This window comes from Kribbella sp. NPDC051586, from assembly GCF_044453965.1.
GTDB lineage: Bacteria > Actinomycetota > Actinomycetes > Propionibacteriales > Kribbellaceae > Kribbella.
The window spans coordinates 190668-212108 of record NZ_JBITDF010000005.1; the positions used below are offsets into that span (position 1 = coordinate 190668).

21 protein-coding genes are annotated in these 21441 nt (G+C 68.5%); 10 read left to right on the forward strand and 11 right to left on the reverse strand.

Annotated features, from left to right (window positions below; all coding sequences use genetic code 11):
• Window positions 1–63 precede the first annotated feature (63 nt).
• Window positions 64–1296 carry an RNA polymerase sigma factor gene (locus ACIA58_RS34430; protein WP_396408021.1) on the reverse strand — a complete coding sequence of 411 codons (1233 nt, stop codon included), beginning with the start codon at window positions 1294–1296 and terminating at the stop codon, window positions 64–66.
• On the reverse strand, window positions 1289–1636 hold the full coding sequence (locus ACIA58_RS34435; protein WP_396408022.1) for a YciI family protein: 348 nt from the start codon (window positions 1634–1636) through the stop codon (window positions 1289–1291). The genes ACIA58_RS34430 and ACIA58_RS34435 overlap by 8 nt, the downstream gene beginning before the upstream one ends.
• A 116-nt stretch (window positions 1637–1752) precedes the next feature.
• On the opposite strand from ACIA58_RS34435, the gene ACIA58_RS34440 reads away from it, so the two are divergent.
• Together ACIA58_RS34440 and ACIA58_RS34445 are read left to right on the forward strand one after the other, a co-directional pair.
• A complete protein-coding gene (locus ACIA58_RS34440; protein ID WP_396408023.1) occupies window positions 1753–3060 on the forward strand; it encodes a M16 family metallopeptidase in 1308 nt (435 codons plus the stop codon).
• Entirely contained in the window at window positions 3057–4406 is a 1350-nt protein-coding gene (locus ACIA58_RS34445) for a M16 family metallopeptidase (RefSeq protein ID WP_396408024.1), read from the forward strand. The genes ACIA58_RS34440 and ACIA58_RS34445 overlap by 4 nt, the downstream gene beginning before the upstream one ends.
• An 82-nt stretch (window positions 4407–4488) precedes the next feature.
• On the opposite strand, the gene ACIA58_RS34450 is transcribed toward ACIA58_RS34445, so the two are convergent.
• On the reverse strand, window positions 4489–4914 hold the full coding sequence (locus ACIA58_RS34450; protein WP_396408025.1) for a CBS domain-containing protein: 426 nt from the start codon (window positions 4912–4914) through the stop codon (window positions 4489–4491).
• Window positions 4915–5320: 406 nt separating this feature from the next.
• On the opposite strand from ACIA58_RS34450, the gene ACIA58_RS34455 reads away from it, so the two are divergent.
• Both ACIA58_RS34455 and ACIA58_RS34460 read left to right on the forward strand, forming a co-directional pair.
• Window positions 5321–6532, forward strand: coding sequence for an MFS transporter (locus ACIA58_RS34455; protein ID WP_396408026.1), 1212 nt, complete (start codon window positions 5321–5323; stop codon window positions 6530–6532).
• Entirely contained in the window at window positions 6529–7200 is a 672-nt protein-coding gene (locus ACIA58_RS34460; RefSeq protein ID WP_396408027.1) for a hypothetical protein, read from the forward strand. Before ACIA58_RS34455 ends, ACIA58_RS34460 begins: the two co-directional genes overlap by 4 nt.
• A 181-nt stretch (window positions 7201–7381) precedes the next feature.
• Here ACIA58_RS34460 and ACIA58_RS34465 read toward each other — a convergent pair whose 3' ends face one another.
• The 4 genes from ACIA58_RS34465 to ACIA58_RS34480 form a co-directional block, all read right to left on the reverse strand.
• The gene (locus ACIA58_RS34465; protein WP_396408028.1) at window positions 7382–8209 is read right to left on the reverse strand and encodes a carbohydrate ABC transporter permease; all 828 of its coding nucleotides are present in this window, start codon (window positions 8207–8209) and stop codon (window positions 7382–7384) included.
• Window positions 8206–9132 carry a carbohydrate ABC transporter permease gene (locus tag ACIA58_RS34470; RefSeq protein ID WP_396408029.1) on the reverse strand — a complete coding sequence of 309 codons (927 nt, stop codon included), beginning with the start codon at window positions 9130–9132 and terminating at the stop codon, window positions 8206–8208. Before ACIA58_RS34470 ends, ACIA58_RS34465 begins: the two co-directional genes overlap by 4 nt.
• 18 nt (window positions 9133–9150) lie before the next feature.
• Entirely contained in the window at window positions 9151–10551 is a 1401-nt protein-coding gene (locus ACIA58_RS34475; protein ID WP_396408030.1) for an extracellular solute-binding protein, read from the reverse strand.
• Between the two features lie 191 nt (window positions 10552–10742).
• Window positions 10743–11744 (reverse strand): hypothetical protein, encoded by a 1002-nt coding sequence (locus tag ACIA58_RS34480; protein WP_396408031.1) that lies wholly within the window; start codon window positions 11742–11744, stop codon window positions 10743–10745.
• Window positions 11745–11845: 101 nt separating this feature from the next.
• On the opposite strand from ACIA58_RS34480, the gene ACIA58_RS34485 reads away from it, so the two are divergent.
• The 3 genes from ACIA58_RS34485 (at window position 11846) to ACIA58_RS34495 (ending at window position 15776) form a co-directional block, all read left to right on the forward strand.
• Window positions 11846–12439: a TetR/AcrR family transcriptional regulator gene (locus ACIA58_RS34485; protein WP_396408032.1), complete on the forward strand. Its 594-nt coding sequence runs from the start codon at window positions 11846–11848 to the stop codon at window positions 12437–12439.
• Between the two features lie 80 nt (window positions 12440–12519).
• Window positions 12520–13305 carry an ABC transporter ATP-binding protein gene (locus ACIA58_RS34490; RefSeq protein ID WP_396408033.1) on the forward strand — a complete coding sequence of 262 codons (786 nt, stop codon included), beginning with the start codon at window positions 12520–12522 and terminating at the stop codon, window positions 13303–13305.
• Complete coding sequence (locus tag ACIA58_RS34495) at window positions 13302–15776, forward strand: ABC transporter permease (protein WP_396408034.1); 2475 nt, start codon at window positions 13302–13304, stop codon at window positions 15774–15776. Before ACIA58_RS34490 ends, ACIA58_RS34495 begins: the two co-directional genes overlap by 4 nt.
• 68 nt (window positions 15777–15844) lie before the next feature.
• Here the strand turns inward: ACIA58_RS34495 and ACIA58_RS34500 are convergent, their stop codons facing one another.
• Window positions 15845–16423, reverse strand: a complete 579-nt coding sequence (locus ACIA58_RS34500) for an NADPH-dependent FMN reductase (RefSeq protein WP_396408035.1) — start codon at window positions 16421–16423, stop codon at window positions 15845–15847.
• Window positions 16424–16482: 59 nt separating this feature from the next.
• Entirely contained in the window at window positions 16483–17160 is a 678-nt protein-coding gene (locus ACIA58_RS34505) for a DedA family protein (protein WP_396408036.1), read from the reverse strand.
• 121 nt (window positions 17161–17281) lie between these two features.
• Here ACIA58_RS34505 and ACIA58_RS34510 point away from each other — a divergent pair, with 121 nt between their 5' ends.
• Window positions 17282–18034 carry a 6-phosphogluconolactonase gene (locus tag ACIA58_RS34510; RefSeq protein ID WP_396408037.1) on the forward strand — a complete coding sequence of 251 codons (753 nt, stop codon included), beginning with the start codon at window positions 17282–17284 and terminating at the stop codon, window positions 18032–18034.
• Here ACIA58_RS34510 and ACIA58_RS34515 read toward each other — a convergent pair.
• Window positions 18014–18757: an SDR family NAD(P)-dependent oxidoreductase gene (locus ACIA58_RS34515; protein WP_396408038.1), complete on the reverse strand. Its 744-nt coding sequence runs from the start codon at window positions 18755–18757 to the stop codon at window positions 18014–18016. The genes ACIA58_RS34510 and ACIA58_RS34515 overlap by 21 nt on opposite strands.
• Window positions 18758–18790: 33 nt before the next feature.
• Between ACIA58_RS34515 and ACIA58_RS34520 the strand changes: the two genes are divergently transcribed.
• The gene (locus ACIA58_RS34520; protein WP_396408039.1) at window positions 18791–19351 is read left to right on the forward strand and encodes a TetR/AcrR family transcriptional regulator; all 561 of its coding nucleotides are present in this window, start codon (window positions 18791–18793) and stop codon (window positions 19349–19351) included.
• Here the strand turns inward: ACIA58_RS34520 and ACIA58_RS34525 are convergent.
• On the reverse strand, window positions 19348–19992 hold the full coding sequence (locus ACIA58_RS34525; RefSeq protein ID WP_396408040.1) for a TetR/AcrR family transcriptional regulator: 645 nt from the start codon (window positions 19990–19992) through the stop codon (window positions 19348–19350). The genes ACIA58_RS34520 and ACIA58_RS34525 overlap by 4 nt on opposite strands.
• 85 nt (window positions 19993–20077) lie before the next feature.
• On the opposite strand from ACIA58_RS34525, the gene ACIA58_RS34530 reads away from it, so the two are divergent.
• Window positions 20078–21439 (forward strand): DHA2 family efflux MFS transporter permease subunit, encoded by a 1362-nt coding sequence (locus ACIA58_RS34530; RefSeq protein WP_396408041.1) that lies wholly within the window; start codon window positions 20078–20080, stop codon window positions 21437–21439.
• The last annotated feature ends 2 nt before the right edge of the window (window positions 21440–21441 follow it).

Consider the following 21441-nt stretch of genomic DNA (forward strand, 5'->3'; position numbering starts at 1 on the left):
GAGGGTTCTCTGGTGGTGTACGAACGAAGAACCCACAAGGCGAGGGGATATCCAGCGCAGGGATCAGGTGGGACGGTGGATTCGTCGTTGCAGGAAGTCCGCTTCGGTGGGGTTGGTGGTGAAGGCGAGGGCTTCCTCGTAGGCTGCTCGGGCCTCGTGGGTGCGGCCTAGGCGCCGGAGGAGCTCGGCGCGGGTGGACGCCAGATACGGGTACGTCGCCAACGCCGCGTCGTCCGGCAACTCGGCCAGCGCCGCCCGTGGGCCCTCGACGTAGCTCAGCGCCACGACCCGGTTCAACGCGACGACCGGCGACGGCCAACGAGCCAGCAAGACGTCGTAGAGGCCGAGGATCTCGCCCCAGTCGGTGTCCTCCCACCGCCCCGCCTCAGCATGGACGGCGGCAATCGCGGCCATCACCGCGAACCGCCCGGCGGTCGCACCCGCTTCCGGCCGGCCTGCCAGTGCCTCCGGCACCAGCCCCAGCCCCTCGGCGATCAGTCCCTGATCCCATCGTGACCTGTCCTGATCCTCCATCAGCACCAAGCGGCCGCCCTCGACCCGCGCTGCCTCTCGCGCCTGCGCGAGCAACAGGAGCGCGAGCAGGCCCGCCGTCTCCGCGCTGTCCGGCAGCAGCATCCGCATCATCCGCGCCAGGTCGATCCCCCGCCGGGCGAGGTCCGGCCGGGTCAGCTCATCGCCGTCCACTGCTGTGTGCCCTGCCGTGTACACGAGGTGCACCACGTCGAGCACGGCCTCGATGCGCTCCGGGAGTTCCGGCGTACGGGGGATGCGGTACGGGATGCTCGAGCGGGAGATCTTCTGCTTGGCGCGGGTGATGCGGGCCTGCATCGTGGCTTCCTTCACCAGGAACGCCTTCGCGATCTCCGCCGACGACAGCCCGCACACCAGCCGCAGCGTCAACGCGACCTGCGCCTCTTGCGCGAGCGCCGGGTGGCAGCAGGTGAACACCAACCGCAGCCGATCATCCGGAAACGTCCCGTCCTGAACGTCTTCGACCGGCATGAGCAGCGGCAGCTTCCGCCGGGCCACGTCCGCACGCCGCCTCAACTCGAGCGCCCGCCGGGTGGCGACCGTCGTCAGCCAGGCGCCTGGCTTGCGCGGTACGCCCTGTTCCCGCCAGTGCACGAGGGCCTTGGCGTACGCGTCCTGCACGCAGTCCTCGGCCAGGTCCAGGTCCGCAGCGACGCGAGCGGTCGCGGCGAGCACGGAGGCCCACTCGGTCGAGTGCGCCTCCGCGACCGCCTGCGTGACCTCTTGGGCGTCCAGGTCAGCCACCGTTGACCAGCGGGCGGACTTCGACACCACCCATCGGCGACGGCACCTGCTTGGCGATCGCGAGCGCCTCGTCCAGGTCGGCCGCCTCGATGATGTAGTACCCGCCCATCACTTCCTTGGTCTCGGCGAAGACGCCGTCGGTGACGACGTACCCGCCGTTGCCGTCGGAACGGATCGACGTCGCGGTCTCACTCCCGTCGAGCTGCCCGCCGCCGCGGATCGCGGATCCGTTGGCCTCGGCAAACGCTTGATGGTTCTTGTGGTTCTGCTCCATCACCGACCCGTCGTCCGCGGCCCACTTCGCCTCGTCGTCGTAGATCATCACCAGGTACTTGCCCACTTGCGGGTCACCTCTCTCGTCCACACTCGGTTACAGCATCTACCACTCCGATGCGCGACCCGGGCCGGGATCGACATCGCCTGCCGGGAATTTCGCGACCACGTATGGTGGCCGGTATGCCCTTGACGTACCCCATCGCGGAGCAGACGCTCGACAACGGCCTCCGGGTCGTCGTGAGCTCGGACCGTGCCGTGCCGATCGTCGCCGTCAACCTCTGGTACGACGTCGGCTCGCGCCATGAACCACCGGGCCTGACCGGGTTCGCGCACCTCTTCGAGCACCTGATGTTCCAGGGGTCGCGCAACGTCGCCTCCGGTCAGCACTTCAGCCTGCTGGAGACCGCCGGCGCCAGCCTGAACGCGAGCACGTTCTTCGATCGCACCAACTACTTCGAGTCGCTGCCCAGCGGCGGCCTCGACCTCGCGCTCTGGCTCGAGGCGGACCGGATGGGCTACCTGCTCGACGCGGTCAACCAGGAGAACCTGGACAACCAGCGCGACGTGGTGAAGGAGGAGAAGCGGCAGTCGTACGACAACCGGCCGTACGGCGATTCGTACGAGCGGCTGGTCCGGCTCGCGTTCCCCGAGGGCCACCCGTACGCGCATATGACGATCGGCTCGATGGCCGACCTCGACGCTGCCTCGCTGGAGGACGTGCACGCGTTCTTCCGCAAGTACTACGGGCCGAACAACGCCGTCCTCACGATCGTCGGTGACGTGTCCGAGGACGACGCGTTCGACGCCGCCAAGCGGTACTTCGGCCACCTGCCCGCGATCGCCACACCGCCGCCGGCGCCGGACGGGACGATCGGTCCGATGACCGACGTACAGCGCGACGACGTGGAGTCCGACGTACCGTCCGACCTGATCACCATGATGTTCCGGCTGCCGGTCGACGGTACGCCGGAGCTCGACGCGGCCGGGCTCGCTTTGGATATTTTGGCGGCAGGTCAGAGCGGGCGACTGAACCGGCGGCTGGTCCGCGACGAGCAGATCGCGCAGTCGGTGTCCGGCGGCGCGCTGCCGCTGATCGGCGGGATTTCGTTCGGCACGCTGACCGGGATCGCGTCCGACGGTGTCGATCTGCAGAAGGTCGAGGACGCACTGCTCGAAGAGATCGAGAAGCTGGCCACCGACGGCGTGACCGCGGACGAGCTGGCCACGGTGCAGGCGCAGGCAGAGCGGGACTGGTTGGAGCAGTTGGCGACCTGCGCCGGTCGCGCCGACGAGATCTCGCACCATGCCCTGCTGTTCGGCGACGCGAACCGGATCAACAACCGCATCGACCAGATCCAGGCCGTGACCGTCGAGCAGGTGCAAGCGGCTGCCGCGAAGTGGGTCCGCGCGTCCGGGCGGGTCCAGGTGAGCTACCGCCGTCAAGAGGCCACATCAGAGCTGGCAGAGACGGCAGGAGAGCAGGAATGAACCAGGTTCTGACCACCCCACCGGCCGTCGGCGCACCGCGTCCGTGGAAGTTCCCCGAAGCAGTAACGACGCGGACCAGCGTCGGTACTCCGGTGCACGTCTTCGACCGCCCGGGGCAGTACGTCGCCACCGTCCGGGTCACCATCGCGATGCAGCTGATCGCGGAGCCGCGTGAACTCGAAGGCGTCGCGACGATCATGTCGCGGACGCTCGACGAGGGCACCGAACTGCATTCGGCCAACGAGTTCGCCGCCGCGCTCGAGCGCCACGGAGCGGCGTACGGCGTGGACGTCAGCTCGGATGCGCTGCATGTCGAGATCTCCGTGCCCGTGTCGCATCTCGCGCCGGCCGTCGCGCTGCTGGCGGAGGCGATCACGCGACCCGCGTTCAACCAGGCCGACGTCGGCCGGCACGTGACGATCCGGCTCGGCGAGATCAACCAGGAGCGCGCCAACGCCGGGTACCGGGCGCGCGAGGCGTTCGCGTCCCATCTCTTCGACCAGTCGACGCGTCGGTCCCGGCCCACCGCGGGTACGCCGGACACGATCCGGCCGCTGACCAACGTCCAGGTGGCCGACTTCTACCGCCGGAACATCGGGCCCGAGCGCGCCGAGATCCTCTTCGCCGGCGACGCGACCGGTGTGGACGTGGCCGGGATCATCGACGAGGCCTTCGCGGGCTGGACGTCGACGGCCGGCGCAGCGCTCGAGACGCCCGAGCCGATCTACCTCCCGGGCAATCGGGTCGTGCTCGTCAACCGGCCGGGCTCGGTGCAGAGCCAGCTGCTGATCGGATGTGCCGGTCCCGATCGGCGGGACGCCGGATGGGGTTCGGCCGCGGTCGCGAACCACGTCGTCGGCGGGACCATCACCTCGCGCGTGGACACCGTGCTGCGCGAGGAGAAGGGGTACACGTACGGCACGCGGACCAGCTTCGCGGCGCCGCGCAAGGGCGGGACCTTCAGCCTCGGCGGCGCCGTACGCACCGAGGTGACCGGCGCCGCGATCGGTGACGCGCTCCGCATCCTGCGCGAAGCCCGCGACGGTCTCACCGAGCAGGAGGTCCAGGAGGCGAAGGACAGCCTGATCCGCACCGCTCCCCTGCGCTACGAGCAGGCCGACTCGGTCGCCCAGCAGGTCGGCAGCAACATCGCCAACGGCGTACCGATCGACTTCGCCGACACCTACCTGAGTCAGATCGCGGCGACCACCGCGGCCGAGGCGACCGACGCCTACCGCCGGTACGTCGGAACCGACGGCCTGCTGGTCGTCGTCGTAGGGGAAGCGAAGGACGTCCGGCCGCAACTCGAGGGCCTCGACCTCGGCGACCTGATCGACCTGAGCTGACGGACCACCTGTTCCTCCGCTCGGGCCGCCCGAGCGGAGGCTGTTCGTGGTGGCGATGCTCGTGGTGTTCGCCGCCGTCTGATCAGCTGCTGATGTAGTTGGAGAGCTGTTCCTTCTCGAACTCGAGTTCGCCGATCCGGGACTTGACCACGTCACCGATGCTGACCAGGCCGGCGAGGTTGCCATCGACAACGACCGGGACGTGCCGGATCCGGTGCTCGGTCATCAGCCGCATCAGGTTGTCGATCAGGTCGTCCGGTGTCGCGGTGCGGACCTCGGCCGTCATGATCGCGCTCACACGCACGTCGCCCGCGTCCGGCGTACCGTTCCAGAGCCGGACCACGTCACGCTCCGACACGATGCCCGACACCGTCGACCCGTCCGCACTGACCACCACCGCGCCGATGTTCTTCTCGGCCAGCAGGGCGAGCAGCTCGGTGACAGTGGCTTCTGGGGAGATGGTGACGACCTGGTTGCCCTTACCGCGCAGTACGTCGTTGATCTTCACGGAGCCTCCTGCAGATCGAGGACCAATACCCCAAGGTAGCGGCATTCCCCCCATCACACCCAGTGACAACGAAGGACATGTAGGTGTCGAGGATTACCTACGCAACCTGCAGGTACAAGGCGTTGCGCACCGATCCCCGCACCACGCAAGACCAAGTGGGAGGTCGAACTCAACCTCCGCCTCGCCGACGGCCGGCCACGGGGCGGAGGTCGGCAGCTGGACAGGTAGTGCACCACTGAGACGCTGTACGCGCGGAAGCGATCACGCTCAGGTGCACTACCTGAGGCCGGACACCTCCTGTCGGTATGCAGGTCGCACCCCGACTAGTTCGCTCTGCGAAAACAGCAGGTCGGCCTGGACCAGCAGCCCGTAGGATCGGCGGGTTCGGGATGACGGAGGGGGCGCAGTGGGGTTCCGGGAGGATCTGGCCGTACTGCGGCATCGGGACGTGCGGGTGTTCATCTCCGCGCGGTTCATCTCGATCCTCGGGTCGACGATCGCCCCCGTGGCGCTGGTGTTCGCAGTCCTGGATGTCTCGGACTCGGCGAGCGCGGTCGGCATCGTACTCGCGGCCCGCAGCATCCCGAACATCGTCTTCCTGCTGATCGGCGGCGTCATCTCCGACCGGCTCCCCCGCCACCTCGTACTCGTCGTCGCCAACACGGTCAGCGGACTGACCCAGGGGCTGGCCGCGACGCTCGTACTCTCCGGACACGCGACCATCTGGCAGCTCGCCGCGATCGAGGCGGTCAACGGGATCGCGGCCGCGTTCGTCATGCCCGCGATGACCGGCATCCTGCCGTCGATCGTGGAGCGCGCCGAACTCCCGCAGGCGAACGCGATCGCGGGCTTCGCCCGGTCGGCGGCGATGATCGGCGGCGGCGCGGTCGCGGGCGTCATCGTCGGCCTGACCGGTCCGGGCGTCGGTCTCGCGGTCGACGCCGTAACGTTCCTGATCGCCGCCGTACTGCTGTCCAGCCTCACCATCCCACGGATCGAACGCGCGGCCACCTCCATGCTGACCGACCTGCGCGACGGCTGGAGCGAGTTCGTCTCCCGGCAGTGGGTCTGGGTGATCGTGCTCGCGTTCGGCCTGCTGAACCTGATCTTCACCGCGTGCTACCAAACCCTCGGCCCGGTGATCGCGGACCGTACGTTCGGGCGAACCGGCTGGGGCCTCGTGAGCGCGTGCTTCGGCGCCGGACTAGTTGCCAGCGGCATCATCATGCTCCGCCTCAAACCCCGCTATCCGCTGCGTACGGGCATGCTCGGCATGCTGCTCACGGTCCCGGTCATGCTGTGCCTGGCGCTCTTCCCGTACACCTGGGCGATGGCGATCGCCGCGTTCCTCCTCGGCGTCGGCTTCGACATCTTCGGCATCAGCTGGGAGACCGCCCTCGGCCAGCACATCCCGATCGAGAAGCTCTCCCGCGTCTCGTCGTACGACATGCTCGGCTCGTTCATCGCCGGCCCGGTCGGCCAACTCACCGTCGGGTACGTCGCCGCCGTCGTCAGCGTGAAAGCCGTCGAGCTGTACGGCGCCGCCCTCTTCATCCTGATCACCGTGATCACGCTGGTCGTACCGTCGGTCTGGAATCTGCGTAGGGTGGACGTGTGAGTTCAATCGTTCCGGGTCCGCAGAAGAAGATCGGCGAAGAGATCGATGCCGCCCGTTCCGGCGCGAAGCCGTTGAGCGCCGGCGACCTGAACGCGTCAGCGCCGCCGCAGGAAGAACTGACCGGGCTGGACGACTGGCCCGAGACCCTGCGATCGACCGTCGAGGCGGAACACGACCGGGTCACCGCGCTGGCAACCAACCGGCGCAGGACCGCCGACGGCGTACTCCCGCAGGTCGTCCAGGGCCTTGACCAGCTACTCGACCAGCTCGCCGACCGCCTCCAGGCCGACAAACCGCGCCGCTTCGGCAAGTCCTCCACCGCGTCGTCCGACGACGCCGACCTGGACGCCTTCGCCGAGCTCCTTGGCATCCCCGCCGACGACCTCGCCTCCGCCCCCGGCCGGGGCGAGCACCGCGCGGCCCTCCGCACGATCAAACAACTCCGCTCCCAACTCAAAGAGCTGGAAACCACCAAGGACCACTCGAAGCTGACCCGCCTGGTCACCTTCGTCGTACGCCTGGCCGTGGTCACCGACACCGCTCCCCAGACAACAGCCACCCTGGCCCCCCTCGCGCTGGACCGCTACGCGAACGCCCTCCCCGACCACCAGTGGGACTGCACCTTCGACCAAAAACTAGCCTCCTGGAAAGAAGCCGCAACAAACTGATCGGCCACCCCCCGACCTGCACCGCTTACGCGCCCCGCACGGAACCCACCTCGGCCGCACCCGCCAACGCGCCTCGGAACAACTGTGAAGACCCCCTGGGGACTGTTGACAAGGCATGCCCTGTCGCCAGTCCCCACCACCTGTTCAAGGCCAAACCCCATCGGCTCTCCGCGCCACCACGTCAGCCCTTGATGGCGCCGCCGAGGGCGAAGGCGCCGCCTAGTTTGCGGCTGAGGAGCAGGTACAGGAGCAGGACGGGCGTCGTGTAGATGAGGGAGTACGCCGCCAGCTGCCCGTAGTTCGGTTCGCCGTACTGGCCGAAGAAGGTGAAGATGCTGACCGACGCCGGCAAGCGCTCCGGCGAAAGCAGCAGCATGAAGGGGACGAAGAAGTTCCCCCACATGCCGATGAACGTGAAGATCAGCACCACGGCGATCCCCGGCCACATCAGCGGCAGCACGATCGCCCACAGCGCCCGCATGTTCCCGGCGCCGTCGACCCACGCCGCTTCCTCCAGAGAAAGCGGTACGCCGTCCATGAACGTCTTCGTCAGCCAGATCGCGAACGGCAACGCACTCGTCGCCATGAACATGATCGTCCCGCCGAGCGTGTCCACGAGGTTCAGCTGCACGAACAACCCGTACACCGGCACCATCACCGCAGTGATCGGCAACCCCGTGCAGAACAGCACCGTCAACAAGAACGGCCGGTTGAACCGAGTCCGGAACCGCGACAACGGATAAGCCGCCAGCACCGCGCAGATCATCGTCAGCAACGCCGCCCCGCCACACAGCACGATCCCGTTCAGAACGGGCCGGTACGTCGTGTCGGTGTTCAGCACCGCCTTGAAGTTCCCCAACGTCGGATGCGTCGGGAACTCGACCCGCAGCCCCGCCGTCCGGTTGATCGACGCGAACAGCACCCACAGCAACGGCAGGACGAACAGTACGCCGATGGCCAGCAGCACCAGGTTCGACGCGAGCTTGCTCATCCGGTCCCGCGCAATCATGCTGCCTCCGAGTTCAGTCCACGCAGGTAGATCAGCGAGAAGACCGCGCCGATCGCCAGCATCACCAGAGCGATCGCCGTGCCGTAGCCGATCTGGGAGAAGCTGAACGCCTGCTCGTACATGTACAGCGGCAACGTCTGACTCTTGGTCCCCGGGCCGCCCCGGGTCATCGCGTAGATGAGACCGAACACGCTCAGCGTCTGCAGCGTGATCAGCATCAAGTTGGTCATCACCGCGCGGGTGATCATCGGCAGCGTGACGAACAGCAGTCGCCGCCAGCCGCCGGCGCCGTCCATCTCGGCGGATTCCTCGATCTCCTTGGGAATCTCGCTCAGCGCCGCGGAGTACACCAGCATCGAGAACGCCGTACCGCGCCAGATGTTGGCCAGCGACACCGCGATGATCGGTGCCCCGTACAACCAGTCCTGACCGGGCAGCCCGACGGCCTTCAGCATCACGTTCAGCGTGCCGTCGTCGTTGAAGAACGCGCTCAGCAGGTACGCCGCGACGACCTCGGGCAGCACCCACGCGCCGATCACCGCCGTACCGACGAAGTTGCGCACGTACTTCGTCGACTTGCGCATCAGCAGGGCCAGGCCGAGGCCCAGCGTGTTCTGCCCGATGATCGCGGAGATCAGCGTGAACACCAGCGTCAGCCAGATCGCGTTCGTGAACGCGCCGCTGCCGAACGCCTTGCGGAAGTTGTCCAGCCCGACGAACTTCACGTTCGCCGCGCCGGTACCGGTGAGCGCCATGTTCGTGAACGCGGCGTACACGCAGTAGATGATCGGGCCGGCCAGGAAGACCAGCATCAGTCCGATGGCCGGCGACAGCGGCAGCATCCGGATGAGTTTGGCCCCCCGCGGCCGCCGGCTGGGAGTACCAGCGGCGGCCTTGGAGGGGGGAGCGACAGTCGTCGTCACAGGGGAGAATCCTCCGAGCTACTGGCCAGTGCTCTTCGTCGTCGTACTGTCCTTGCCGCCGACGATGCCCTCGACCGCCTGGTCGTAGTTCTTCGCCGCCGCATCAGGCTGGGACTGACCGGTCATCACCGATTCCATCGCGGTGATGATCTCGTTCGAGACCTTCGGGTACTCCGGCAGCGCCGGGCGGTACACCGTGACCGAGACCAGGTCCGTGAAGAACTGGGTGCTCGCCGAGGAGGACTTGTACGCTGCGTCGGAGGCGACGTCCTTGCGGACCGCGATCTGCGCGCCGTCGGTGGCGTACTTGGCGGCGTTCTTCTGGGTCTGCAGGGTCTTGATGAAGTCCCAGGCCGCGTCGGGGTTCTTCGACTTGGCCGGGATCGCCCAGGTCCAGCCGCCGGAGAGGCTGACCTTGCCCTTGCCGCTGCCGTCCTGCGTCGGCATCGCGGTCTGGCCGAGCACGGTGCTCCACTGCGGCCACGGCTTGGCGCCGGACTTCAGCCAGTTGCCGTAGATCCAGGAGCCGTCGAGGTCGATCGCCAGCTTGCTCTGCGGCAGCAGCTCGGTGCCGACCTTGCTGCCCATGTTCGGGCTGAGCGCGTCCTTCGGGGACGGGGCCAGGCCCTCGGAGAAGACGGTCTTGACGAAGTTCAGCGAGTCCTTGAAGCCCTGGCTGCCGACGACCCACTTCTTCTGGTCGTAGTTGTACAGGGTGTCCTTGGTGCCGTAGAGCAGCATCTCGAAGCCCTGCATGGCCGAGGCCTCACCCATCGGCTTGCCGGAGTACATGTTGAACGGGATCACGCCCGGCACCTTCTGCTTGATGGTGCGCGCGGCGCTGAGCACGTCGTCCCACGTCTTCGGCTGCCAGTCGGCGGGCAGGCCGGCCTTCGCGAAGATCTGCTTGTTGTACCAGAGCGCCCGGGTGTCGGTGCCGTCCGGTACGCCGTACGTCTTGCCGTCCTGGCCTCGCGCCGCGCCCTTGGCGGTGTCCTCGAACTGGCTCCACTGGTCCCACTTGCCGATGTAGTCGTCCAGCGGCTTCAGGTAACCCGCGGTGATGTCGGAGTTGATCAGGAAGGTGTCCTCGTAGACGATGTCCGGCGCCGTGTTCGGCGAGCGCATCATCAACTGGATCTTGGTGTAGTAGTCGTTCTCGCTGGCCACGACCGGAACGATCTCGACCTGGGAGCCCGGATGTGCGGCCTCGTACTCCGACTTGACGCCGGTGAGGAAGTTCTTCATCACCACGCCAGGGCCCCACTGCTGATACGCGATCTTGATGTGCGCGGGCCCGGAGCTCTGCGCGCTGCCGGCGTCCGGCTGCTTGGTCGTCGAGCCTTGACTACAGGCCGAGACCCCGAGCAGCAGCGCGCCCGCGGCGGCCGCTGCCATGAAACGTTTCCTAGTCACCATCAGGTCCACCTTCGGGGCAATCGTTGTCATGCCGGTACCACGGCCCAAACCCTGCGGGCTTTTCCGTGACCGTAGGAGCCCCGAGCAACCGAAGTCAATGCTTGAGAGACAACGTTGTCGCGGTAGCCAGGCAGGAACGCGGCGACCGGCACGTAACGATCCGATCACCGCGCTGTCATACCGCTACTTTGTCAGGCTGCGACGGCAGACGCCTCGTGTCGAGCGGGTACGGCGCGTCCCCGCGTGCGGAGCGCTCCGAGCGCACACAGCGCCAGCCCGCCGAGCAACCAGCAGGCCAGTACGACGAGTGGTCTGGCGGCTCCCGCGCCGTCGAAGAAGCTCACCGAGCGTAGCGCCGTACCGGCTGCGCCCGGCGGCAGGAACTGCCCCAAGGTGCTCCAGCCGTTCGGCAGCATCTCCGGCGCGCTCGTCATCCCGGACAGCGGGTTGCCGAGCAGCATCATCGTCGCGCTGCCGAGCGCGAGTCCCGCCGCACCGATCAGCCACTCGAGCCCGAGCAGAGTCAGGCTGATCGCCCCGATCGACATCGCGATCACGCCCGCGTTGCCGAGGTAGCTTCCCTCGAACGAGCCGAGCCAGTACTGCAGTACGGCGGCCAGCGCGAGCCCGCCCGTGATCGCGAACGCGATCGCCCCGACCACACGCTTCGCCCCGGGCCGCACCAACTGGGTCAGCGCGGCCGCGGCGATGATGCCGCCCAGCACGAGCGGCAGCGCGCCCGCGGCCAGACCGGCGCCGCGCGGGTCGTCCTTCGGCAGCGGGACGATGTCCGTGACCTTCGCGGGGCTCTGCGGCGACATCCGCGTGGACAGCTGGGTCAGGATCTGCGCGACGGCCGGGCCACCCGCGGAAGCGGTCAGTACTTCGGGCTGCGCCGAGTCCAGCACGATCGCGCCGTACGCGTCCCGGTCCTCGATCCGCTGCACAGCCGCGGCCCGGTCCGGTACCGCGGTGATCTCGAAGCCGCCGGGCATCGCCTGCCCGAGCTGGGCCTTGACCTGTTCGACGGCCGGCGTCGGACCGGACACCGCGATCGGGATGTCCCGCGGCTCGGACCGTGCGGACGGCCAGGCGAAGGCGATCAGGAACACGGTGAGGACCGCGGTCAGCAGGGTGATGACGGCGATCAGGGGCGGCCGGCGACGTTCGGCCGCGTGCGCCTCAGTGGTCATGGCGGAAACTCCTTCATCCAAAAAACCGAATGTCCGTTCTTTATAGCGTTGCGAGGGTCCGGTGACTTGTCAAGAACGGACATTCGTTTTATGTTGCGAGCGTGCCGAAGGTCACTGAGGAGCACCGCCTGGCCCGCCGCGAGCAGATCGTCGCGGCGGCCCGTGTCTGCATGAACGCGGAGGGCTTCCACAAGACGACGATGGCCGACGTGATCCGCGAGTCCGGCCTGTCGGCGGGAGCGGTGTACGGCTACTTCAAGAGCAAGGAGGAGATCGTCGCGGCGATCGCCGAGAGCGCGCTCGACACGGTCGACGAGCTCTTCGAGAACCTCCTGGCCACCGAGCAGCCGCTGACCCCGCTGGCCGCTCTCGAAGCGACGATCGAGCAGGTGGTCGAGATCGCCGGGGCGCCGGCCGGAGACGTCACCCGGATCGCCGTACAGGCCTGGGCCGAGGCGCTGCGCAACGAGGAGATCCGGCAGGTCGCCAAGGGCAAGTACTGCAAGCTCCGCAGCCATTTCCTGGTGATCGCCCGTCGCGCGCAGGCTGACGGCACCCTCGACCCGGACGTCGATCCCGAGTACGTCGCCCAGGTCATGTTCAGCATGGTCCCCGGCTTCGTCCTCCAGCGACTGCTGATCGGCGACATCACCCCGGCCACCTACAAGGCTGGATTGCGGGCCCTGCTCCGCTAGCCGGAGGTGGAGTTTCACCCACCCCGTACGGTGGTCCAGCACCATGGGTCGGTACGCCGCGGCTCCGTAGCGTCAGCGGCATGAGAAAGCGGAAGCAGGAAGCAGTCGACGGGGCCGGATACTCGGTCGTCCTGCAGGACGTACGACGGGTCTACGGCCGTGGCGGGAACGCCGTCACCGCCCTCAACGGGATCTCGATGAAATTCGCCCCCGGCACCTTCACCGCGGTGATGGGTCCGTCCGGGTCGGGCAAGAGCACGTTCCTGCACTGTGCCGCCGGGCTCGACCGGCCGACGTCGGGCAGCGTGCTGATCGACGGCCTGCCGCTGGCCGGGCTGAGCGAGCGCAAGCTGACCGAGCTCCGCCGCGAGCGAATCGGGTTCGTGTTCCAGTCGTTCAACCTGCTGCCGGCGCTGACCGTCTGGCAGAACGTCTGCCTTCCGCAGGAGCTCGACGGCCGGCGGGTGAACAAGGCCGCGGTCCGCCGCGTCCTGGAGCGCGTCGGTCTGGCCGACCGGTACAAGCACCGGCCGGGCGAACTGTCCGGCGGCCAGCAGCAGCGCGTCGCGATCGCCCGCGCACTCGTCGCCCGTCCGGCGGTCATCTTCGCCGACGAGCCGACCGGCGCGCTCGACACGCAGACCGCGGCCGACGTCCTCGAGCTGCTGCGCGAGCCGGTCCGCACCCAGGGCCAGACGGTCGTCATGGTCACCCACGATCCGGTCGCGGCGTCGTACGCCGACCAGGTCGTCTTCCTGGCCGACGGCGTACTGGCCGGCAGCCTGACCGCTCCGACGGCCGAACAGGTCGCGGACCGGATGACCCACCTCGGCGCGCGGTCCAACCTGCAGGTGGTGGCGGGATGATGCGCCAAGCCATCCGCACCTTGCGCCACCGCAAGAGCGGGTTCATCGCCACCTTCGTCGCGGTCGTCTTCGGTACGGCGATCGTGATGGCCTGCGGGGGCCTGATGGAAACCGGCATCCGCTCCAACGTCGACCCGCAACGCCTGGCCGGGACGTCGCTGGTTGTCAGCGGCAAGCAGTCCCACCTACGCCCAGGTCAGGAGGACGCCACTCCCCTACCCGAGCGGGTCGGCGTCCCGGTAGACCTGCTCGCCAAGATCCGTTCTACTCAAGGTGTTTCCTCCGCCATCGGCGACTACACCTTCCCTGCCTTCGCCACCGGCGGCTCGTCGATTGCCGAGGGCCACAACTGGTCAAGCGCGGCACTCGCTCCTTATCACCTGAGCGCCGGGCACGCACCGCGTTCCGGTGAGGTAGTAGTTGCGTCCGGCAAGGTTGGCCGGCACCTGACCCTCCTGATCAACGGTGAACCGAAGTCCTTCACCATCAGCGGTATCGCCCCGACAGCGTCGACGCACGCCTTCTTCTCCGACGACGACGCCGCGGAACTGGTCCGCAACCCGGGCCGGTACGCCGATGTCGGCGTACAAGTTGCCTCCGGCACCAACCTCGACGAGGTCAAGAAGCGTCTGCAGAAGGTGGACGGCAACCTCACCGTCAGCCAGGGCGTCGATCGCGGCCTTGCCGAACACCCGGACGCCGAGTCCCAGAAGACCGCTCTGATCGCGGTCGCCGGATCCTTCGGCGGCATCGCGGCCATGACGATGATGTTCGTCGTCGCGTCGACCCTGGCGCTGGCCGCGCAACACCGCGAGCGTGAGTTCGCCCTGCTCCGCGGCATCGGCACGACGCCGGGCCAGGTCCGCCGGATGATCCTCGGCGAGGCACTCCTCGTCTCGCTCCCGGCCGTAGCCGTCGGGGTGATTCCGGGCACGTTCCTGGGGCGCTTCCTGTTCGACCAGCTCAGCACGCACGGCGTCGCGTCCCCGGTGATCGAGTTCTCGCAGGGCTGGATCCCGTTCGCGGCCGGCGCCGGCGCCGCCGTACTCGCGGCCGTCGGGGCAGGGATCATCGCGGCCCGGAAGTCGGCGAAGATCCGCCCGGTCGAAGCGCTGGCCGAGGCGTCGCTGCAGCGGAAGTGGTTCGGCTGGATCCGGCTGCTGTTCGGGCTGCTCTTCCTCGGCGGCGGACTCGCGCTGCTGATCGTCACCGCGACGGTGATGACCGGGCCGCTGGCCGCCTCCACCGCGGGTCCGTCGATCCTCTGCTGGGCGATCGGCGTCGCGCTGCTCGGTCCCTTCTGGACCAAGGCCGTGCTGGCCTTCTGGCGGTGGCCGGTCCAGGCGCTGACCCGGGTGAACGGTCGCCTCGCGATCCGCAACCTGTCGGCGCGCTCGGTCGCAATGTCGGCCGCGGTGATGCCGGTGATGCTTGCCGTCGGCATCTCGACCGCGAACCTGTACATGCAGACGACCCAGGTCCACGCGTCCTCCGAAGCGTTCACCCGGGATCTGCGCGCAGACGCCGTACTGGTGTCGGACGCCGGCCTGTCGTCGACGGTACTCGAGCAGGTCCGCGCCACACCTGGTGTTGCGAGTGCGTCGGCGTTCGTCCGGAGCATCGGCGCGGTCGATGAGCCGCGGAACGCGCCGTTCGACGAGGACGGTGCGCCGGTGATCGGCGTGGACGCGCAGGGCGCGGACGGTACGGCGCCGGTTCGGTTGACGAGCGGATCGCTCGCCGGACTGACCGGGTCTACCGTCGCGATCCCCGACTACATGGCCACCAAGACGGGTCGCGGTGTCGGGTCGGAGGTCACGATGACGTTGGGCGACGGGACGACCGTGAAGCTGCGGGTGGTTGCGACGTTCGCGGCGGAACGCGGGTACGAGACGATCATCATGCCCGCCTCGTTGGTGGCCGCGCACACGACGGACGGCCTGACCAAGCAGATCCTCGTCCGCGCCACGCCAGGTGCCGACGTACGGCCGGGGCTGGCCAAGCTCGCGGCGGCGCATCCGAGTGTGCAGGTCGCCGACCGCAGTACGTTGGTCGCGGCGAACGCGGAGGATCTGCAGACGCAGGCGTGGGTCAACTACATGCTCGTCGGCATGCTGATCGCGTACACCGCAGTCTCGGTCGTCAACACGCTCGTGTCGTCGACGTTGCGCCGGCGTCGTGAGTTCGCGCTGCAACGGCTGACCGGCTCCACCCGGTTCCAGGTCCTCCGAATGCTGTGGACCGAAAGCACGCTGGTCACCCTCGCGGGAGTCACGCTGGGAACAGCGATAGCCCTGGCCTGCTTGCTCCCCTTCTCCGCCAAGGTCTCCACCAGCGCCATCCCCACCGGCCCACTGTGGATCTACGGCGTCATCGTCGCAGCCGCCACCATCCTCACCTTCGCCTCCACCCTCCTTCCCGCAACCACAACCCTCCGCCACGCCCCCACCCAACCCACCTACACCGACTGACCGTGGCAGTAGCTTTCCGGAAGTTTTGTGCCACCCAGCGCCAACTATCTTCCGGAAAGCTCGCACGGCTACCGCGCCGGCGTAGGCTCCGCCACCGGCTGCAGGGCGATCGTCGTGGCCTGGATGATGGCGGCGTTGGTGCGGATCCAACTGGAGAGGACTACCTGGAGGTCCTCGAGGTCGCGCTCCTCGAGGATCACGCCGGGGACGGGCACGCTGGCGCCGAGTTCGGCGAGGACCGGGCGGAGATGGTGGTCGGCGAGCAACTTGTGACTCGGGGCCGCGGACACGGTGACCGGTACGACGACCGCGCCGGCCAGCGCCCCAGGCCGCAGTACGTCGAGGAAGCTCTTCAGCAGGCCGGTGTAACTGCCTTTGTAGACCGGCGTCGCGAGGACGATCACCGAGGCCGACGACACCAGGTCGATCGCCTGGTCCAACGCCGCACGATCAGCGGCACTCTCGAAGATCGCCGGCGCGAGCGTCACCAGGTCGATCAGCTCGTCGATCCGGTACGGCGTACCGAGCTCGGAGGCGAGCAACTCCGCGACCGACGCCGCCGCGGCCGCCGTCCGCGAACCCGGCCGTGGATTGCCGACCACGGTGACCACGGACACATGCTGGGACTCGAACGCGGCTGAGGGCATCTGACCCAACTCCTGACGCATCGGCAGTGATACCCCGAGCGTAGTCAAAGTCGAGCAGGCTACTGGACTTTCTCAGGATCTGAACGCCCTCGCAGCTTCACGACCACGAACCACGCCACCGCCGCGACCGCACCCACGATCACCAGCTTCTGGAACACGCCGACCGACGACTCGACCAGATGCCACCGCTCGCCGAGCTGGTACCCGGCCAGGATGAGCAGCGAATTCCACCCCAGGCTCCCGATCGCGGTCAGCAGCAGGAACAGCGAGACCCGCATCCGCTCCACCCCGGCCGGCACCGAGATCAGACTCCGCACGACCGGAACGAGCCGCCCGATCAGCACCGCCTTGGCGCCGTGCCGCAGGAACCATTCCTCGGCCTTGTCGATATCGGTCACCTTCACCAGCGGCAGCTTCGCGGCGATCGTCCTGGTCCGATCGCGGCCCAGCACCGCGCCCACGCCGTACAGCGCGAGGGCGCCGACGACCGAACCCAGCGTGGTGAAGACGATCGCGCTCGCCAGCCCCAGATCACCACGGGCCGCCGCGAACCCGGCCAGCGGCAGGATCACCTCGCTGGGCAACGGCGGGAAGAGGTTCTCGAGCGCGACCGCCAGCCCGGCGCCCGCCGGGCCCATCCGCTCCATCAGATCGATCGCCCACCCGGCCACTCCACCGGTCGGCTCCTGCGTCGCCTGCAGCGCGGTCATCATCACCTGATTCGTCGTCGGCATCATGGGTGCGACGCTAGTTGCGCGGCCACGCCCAACACACTGGAGCCATCCACCGTACCGACCGGGGGAAAACCCCCGGCTGTGCGAACCTTTGCCACGACATCTGCCAACCGGAAGGGTCTTCATGACAGTCGAGCACGCTCCCCGGATCAGCACGTACCCGACGCGTGCGGAGCTCGGCCGCGCCGCAGCCACCGCGGCCGCCGAGCACCTCCGCAAGGCCATCGCGACGAGCGGACGCGCGCGGATCATGCTGGCCGCGGCGCCGAGCCAGACCGCGACCCTGGCCGCGCTCGCCGTGGAGCCGGACATCGACTGGAGCCGGGTCGAGTGCTTCCACATGGACGAGTACGTCGACCTGTCGCCGGACGCCCCGCAGTCCTTCCGGAACTGGCTGCACCGGACCTTCCTCGATCAGGTGCCGAAGGCAACCTTCCACCCGCTCGCCCCGGAGGCGGGCCCGGAGTCGTACGCGGCGCTGATGGGCGACGATCCGTTCGACCTGGTGCTGTTCGGGCTCGGCGTCAACGGCCACCTCGCCTTCAACGATCCGCCCGCCGACTTCGACGATCCCCGCGCCGCGAAGATCGTCGCTCTGGACGAAACCAGCCGCCGCCAGCAGGTCGACGAGGGCAACTTCGCCACGATGGACGACGTACCCACGCACGCCGTCACGGTCACGATCCCCCGCCTCCTCAACGCCCGGGCCCTGATCGGCTCGGTCCCCGGCGCGGTCAAACGCCAGGCCGTCCACGACACCCTCACCCAGCCGATCGGCCCCGCCCGTCCCGGTACGGCGCTCCGCACCCACCCCGACGTACACCTCTTCCTCGACACCGAATCAGCCGGCACCGAATCAGCCGACTCCGAGGTGTAGACCGCCCGACGCGTCGACCACCTGGCCGGTGACCCACCGCGCCGCCGGCGACGCCAGGAACGCGACCACCTCGGCGACGTCCTCACCGCTGCCCAGCCGGCCGAGCGCGGTGTGACCGACGACCAACTCCGACAGCCCCGGAGTCTCGAAGATCGCGCCGTTCGCCTCGATCCTGGTGGCGCCGGGCGCGACGGCGTTCACAGTGATCCGTCGCCGGCCCAGCTCCTGCGCCAGGGTGCGCGTCATCGTCTCGACCGCACCCTTCGTCATCGCGAACGAGGTCTGCGCCGGGTTCGCCATCCGGGTCGCGACCGAGGAAACGGAGATGATCCGGCCGCCGTCGGCCAGCACCGGCAGCAGCCGCTGGATCAGGAAGTACGGCGCGCGCACGTTCACCGCCATCAGCCGATCGAACGCCGCTTCGGTATCCGTGCCGATCGGGCCGGCGGGCTGCGCTGCGGCATTGTTCACCAGTACATCGAGCGGCCGTCCGTCCAAGCCCGCACCCAGTTGCCCGACCACCGCAGCGACGTCCCCCGGCACGCCCAACTCGGCCCCGATCACGAATCCGCGACCGCCGATCCGCTCGAGCGTCTCCTCGGCACCGGCCTTGTCCTGGTTGTAGTGCACCGCCACCTCCGCCCCCGCCTCGGCCAGCCGCTCTGCGATCGCCCGCCCGATACCGCGGGACGCACCCGTCACCAACGCGATCCTGTCATTCATGTTAGAAACTATCATGTTGTTAGTATCTACCACATGAACTTGAGGGACCGCCAGCGCGCCGACACCCGGCAACGCATCCAGCGGCAGGCGCTCCGCCTGTTCAGCCGGCAGGGGTACGACGCGACCACTGTGAACGAGGTCGCCGACGCTGCGGGCGTCTCGGCGATGACGGTCTACCGGAACTTCCCCACCAAGGAAGACCTCGTCCTGTACGACGACTTCGACGAGCAGGCCGCGACGTCGATCGCGGAACTCCCGTCAACCGGCGCAATCACCGACCGCATCGGCCGCGCCATCCTGGCGACGCTCGACGGAGCGAGCACGGACCTGCTCCTCGTCCGGCTCCAGCTGATGATCTCGACGCCGGCCCTCCAGGCCCGCCACCTGGACAGCCAGTTCCGCCTCCAGGACGCCTTCGTCAAGGCAATCCGCGCCGACGATCCGACCCTCGAGTACGCCGCCCGTGCAGCCGCGAGCGCCTGCCTCGCCGTCACCCACATCGCCTTACTCCACTGGGCCGCCGACGACGGCAAACCCGACCTGCCCGACCTGTTCCGCGAAGCCTTCACGGCCGCCTTCGGCCACGCACCTTAGGGGCGGTGGGCGCGCACTATCAGGTCGGCGGCCTCATGCGCGATCCGGTGCCGCTCGGCCTTCGTCAGCGGCTCGGTCCCTTGCAGGGTCGCCACCCGTCCTTCGGCGAGGGCCAGATAGGTCAGCTGCCGCGTAGCGAGCTCGGGGTCGGGAACTCGCAGCAGACCCCTCGCATCACAAGCCCCGAGATAGTCGGCGATCACGGCCGCGCGTTCACGCTTGCTGGTCTTGTCGCGCCACAGCCGCTGCAACTCCGGGTGATGCGGCAACTCGGCGATCGTCAGTCGATGCAACGCGGCGATCGGCGGCGACAGCACACCGTCGAGGACCAGCTCGACGGCCGCGGTCAGATCGGCCAGCGGATCGCCGGTGTCCCGCAGCGCCGGGCCGAGCGCGGCATCCTGCTCCCGGCGCGTCTCCTCGATCACCGCCAGGAAGAGCTTCTCCTTGTCCCCGAAGTGCCCGTAGACGGTCTGCTTCCCCACGCCGGCCTCGGCCGCGATCGCGTCGACGCTGGTCCGCTCGTACCCCTGCGCGAGGAACAGCTTCGAGGCCGCGGCCAGGATCGCCGAGCGCTTCGCCGGCGACCGGTGCCGCACCGGCGGTCGCCCGGGCCCGGCCGCAGTCTCTGAGGAGCTCACGACCCCCACCTTACTTGACTAGACGGTTCAGTCTCATCTAGCTTCAAACGAGACTGAACCGTCAAGTCTAGTTTGGAGACCATCCATGTCCGTTGCAGAGACGACCAGGCTCGAGCCGCGGCTGATCCGGCTCGCGCTGGTGCTGTCCCTCGGCGCGGTCGCCGCCCAGCTCGACACCACGATCGTCAGCGTCGCGATCAACCGGCTCACGCACGAATTCGGTTCGCCGCTGTCGACGATCCAGTGGGTCACCACGGCGTACCTGCTGGCCCTCACCGCCACGCTTCCGCTGACCGGCTGGGCCGTTGCCCGGTTCGGCGTCCGGCGGATGTGGGCGTTCTGCCTGATCGGCTTCGGACTGGGTTCGCTGCTGTGCGCGGGCGCCTGGTCCGCCGGTGCGCTGATCGGGTTCCGGGTGCTGCAAGGCATCGGCGGCGGCATGATGCTGCCGCTGATCCGGATCGCCCTCGCCGACGAGGCCGATCAGGCCACTATGGGCCGGCTGATGACCTTCGTCATCGTGCCCACACAGCTCGCGCCCGTCGCCGGGCCGGTGCTCGGCGGTCTGATCATCGGCACGCTCGACTGGCGCTGGGCGTTCCTGATCAATGTCCCGGTCACGCTCGCGGCGCTCGTGCTCTCGCGCAAGCTGGTCCACGGCGAGGCAGCCGCGACCCGCCCGTCCCTCGATGTCCGCGGACTGCTGCTCCTCTCCCCCGGACTCGCGATCCTCATCTACGGCCTCACGTCGTACGGCGAATCCAGCCGCCTCCCCGCCGGCGCCCTGGCCGGGGCGGCAGCCGGGGCCGTCCTGCTCGTCGGGTACGGCGTGCACGCGCTACGGAGCTCGGCGCCGTTGTTCGACCTCCGGCTGTTTCGCAACCGGTCCTTCAGCGCGTCCGCGACGCTGGTGTTCATCTTCGGCGGATCACTCTTCGGCGCGATGCTGCTGCTGCCGCTGTACTACCAACGGTTGCGCGGCGCGAGCCCGCTCGAGGCCGGGCTCCTGCTGGCGCCGCAAGGGCTCGGAGCGATCGCCGGAACGCTCTTCGTCGGCCGGATCCTCGACCGGACCGGCGCGACGCGGACGATCATGCTGATCGGTCTCGCGCTCGCGGTGGCGGGCACGATCCCCTTCGCCGTCGCCGGGCCGGGAACGCCGGTGACTCTGCTGGCGATCGCGCTGGTCGTTCGCGGTGCCGGACTGACCACATCGTTGCTCCCGTCCATCACAGCGACGTACGCGACGCTGCCGAAGTCGCAGTACGCCGCCGCGACCACCGGGACCCGGATCCTGCAGCAGATCGGTGGATCGCTCGGGACCGCAGTACTCGCGGTGATCCTGCAGCGTGCATCGTTCCCGGCCGCCTTCTGGACGGCGATCGGGATCACGGCCGCCGCGTCGGTCGCCGCGCTCGCGCTTCCGGCCCGGCGTGAGACGGGATGAAT

Bases quoted from the DNA above. Each gene is read 5' to 3' on its own strand.
- ACIA58_RS34440 (WP_396408023.1), top strand. From the start codon at position 1,753: ATGCCCTTGACGTACCCCATCGCGGAGCAGACGCTCGACAACGGCCTC.
- ACIA58_RS34445 (WP_396408024.1), top strand. From the start codon at position 3,057: ATGAACCAGGTTCTGACCACCCCACCGGCCGTCGGCGCACCGCGTCCG.
- ACIA58_RS34465 (WP_396408028.1), bottom strand. From the start codon at position 8,209: ATGATTGCGCGGGACCGGATGAGCAAGCTCGCGTCGAACCTGGTGCTG.
- ACIA58_RS34475 (WP_396408030.1), bottom strand. From the start codon at position 10,551: ATGGTGACTAGGAAACGTTTCATGGCAGCGGCCGCCGCGGGCGCGCTG.
- ACIA58_RS34480 (WP_396408031.1), bottom strand. From the start codon at position 11,744: ATGACCACTGAGGCGCACGCGGCCGAACGTCGCCGGCCGCCCCTGATC.
- ACIA58_RS34490 (WP_396408033.1), top strand. From the start codon at position 12,520: ATGAGAAAGCGGAAGCAGGAAGCAGTCGACGGGGCCGGATACTCGGTC.
- ACIA58_RS34495 (WP_396408034.1), top strand. From the start codon at position 13,302: ATGATGCGCCAAGCCATCCGCACCTTGCGCCACCGCAAGAGCGGGTTC.
- ACIA58_RS34500 (WP_396408035.1), bottom strand. From the start codon at position 16,423: ATGCCCTCAGCCGCGTTCGAGTCCCAGCATGTGTCCGTGGTCACCGTG.
- ACIA58_RS34505 (WP_396408036.1), bottom strand. From the start codon at position 17,160: ATGATGCCGACGACGAATCAGGTGATGATGACCGCGCTGCAGGCGACG.
- ACIA58_RS34510 (WP_396408037.1), top strand. From the start codon at position 17,282: ATGACAGTCGAGCACGCTCCCCGGATCAGCACGTACCCGACGCGTGCG.
- ACIA58_RS34515 (WP_396408038.1), bottom strand. From the start codon at position 18,757: ATGAATGACAGGATCGCGTTGGTGACGGGTGCGTCCCGCGGTATCGGG.
- ACIA58_RS34520 (WP_396408039.1), top strand. From the start codon at position 18,791: ATGAACTTGAGGGACCGCCAGCGCGCCGACACCCGGCAACGCATCCAG.
- ACIA58_RS34530 (WP_396408041.1), top strand. From the start codon at position 20,078: ATGTCCGTTGCAGAGACGACCAGGCTCGAGCCGCGGCTGATCCGGCTC.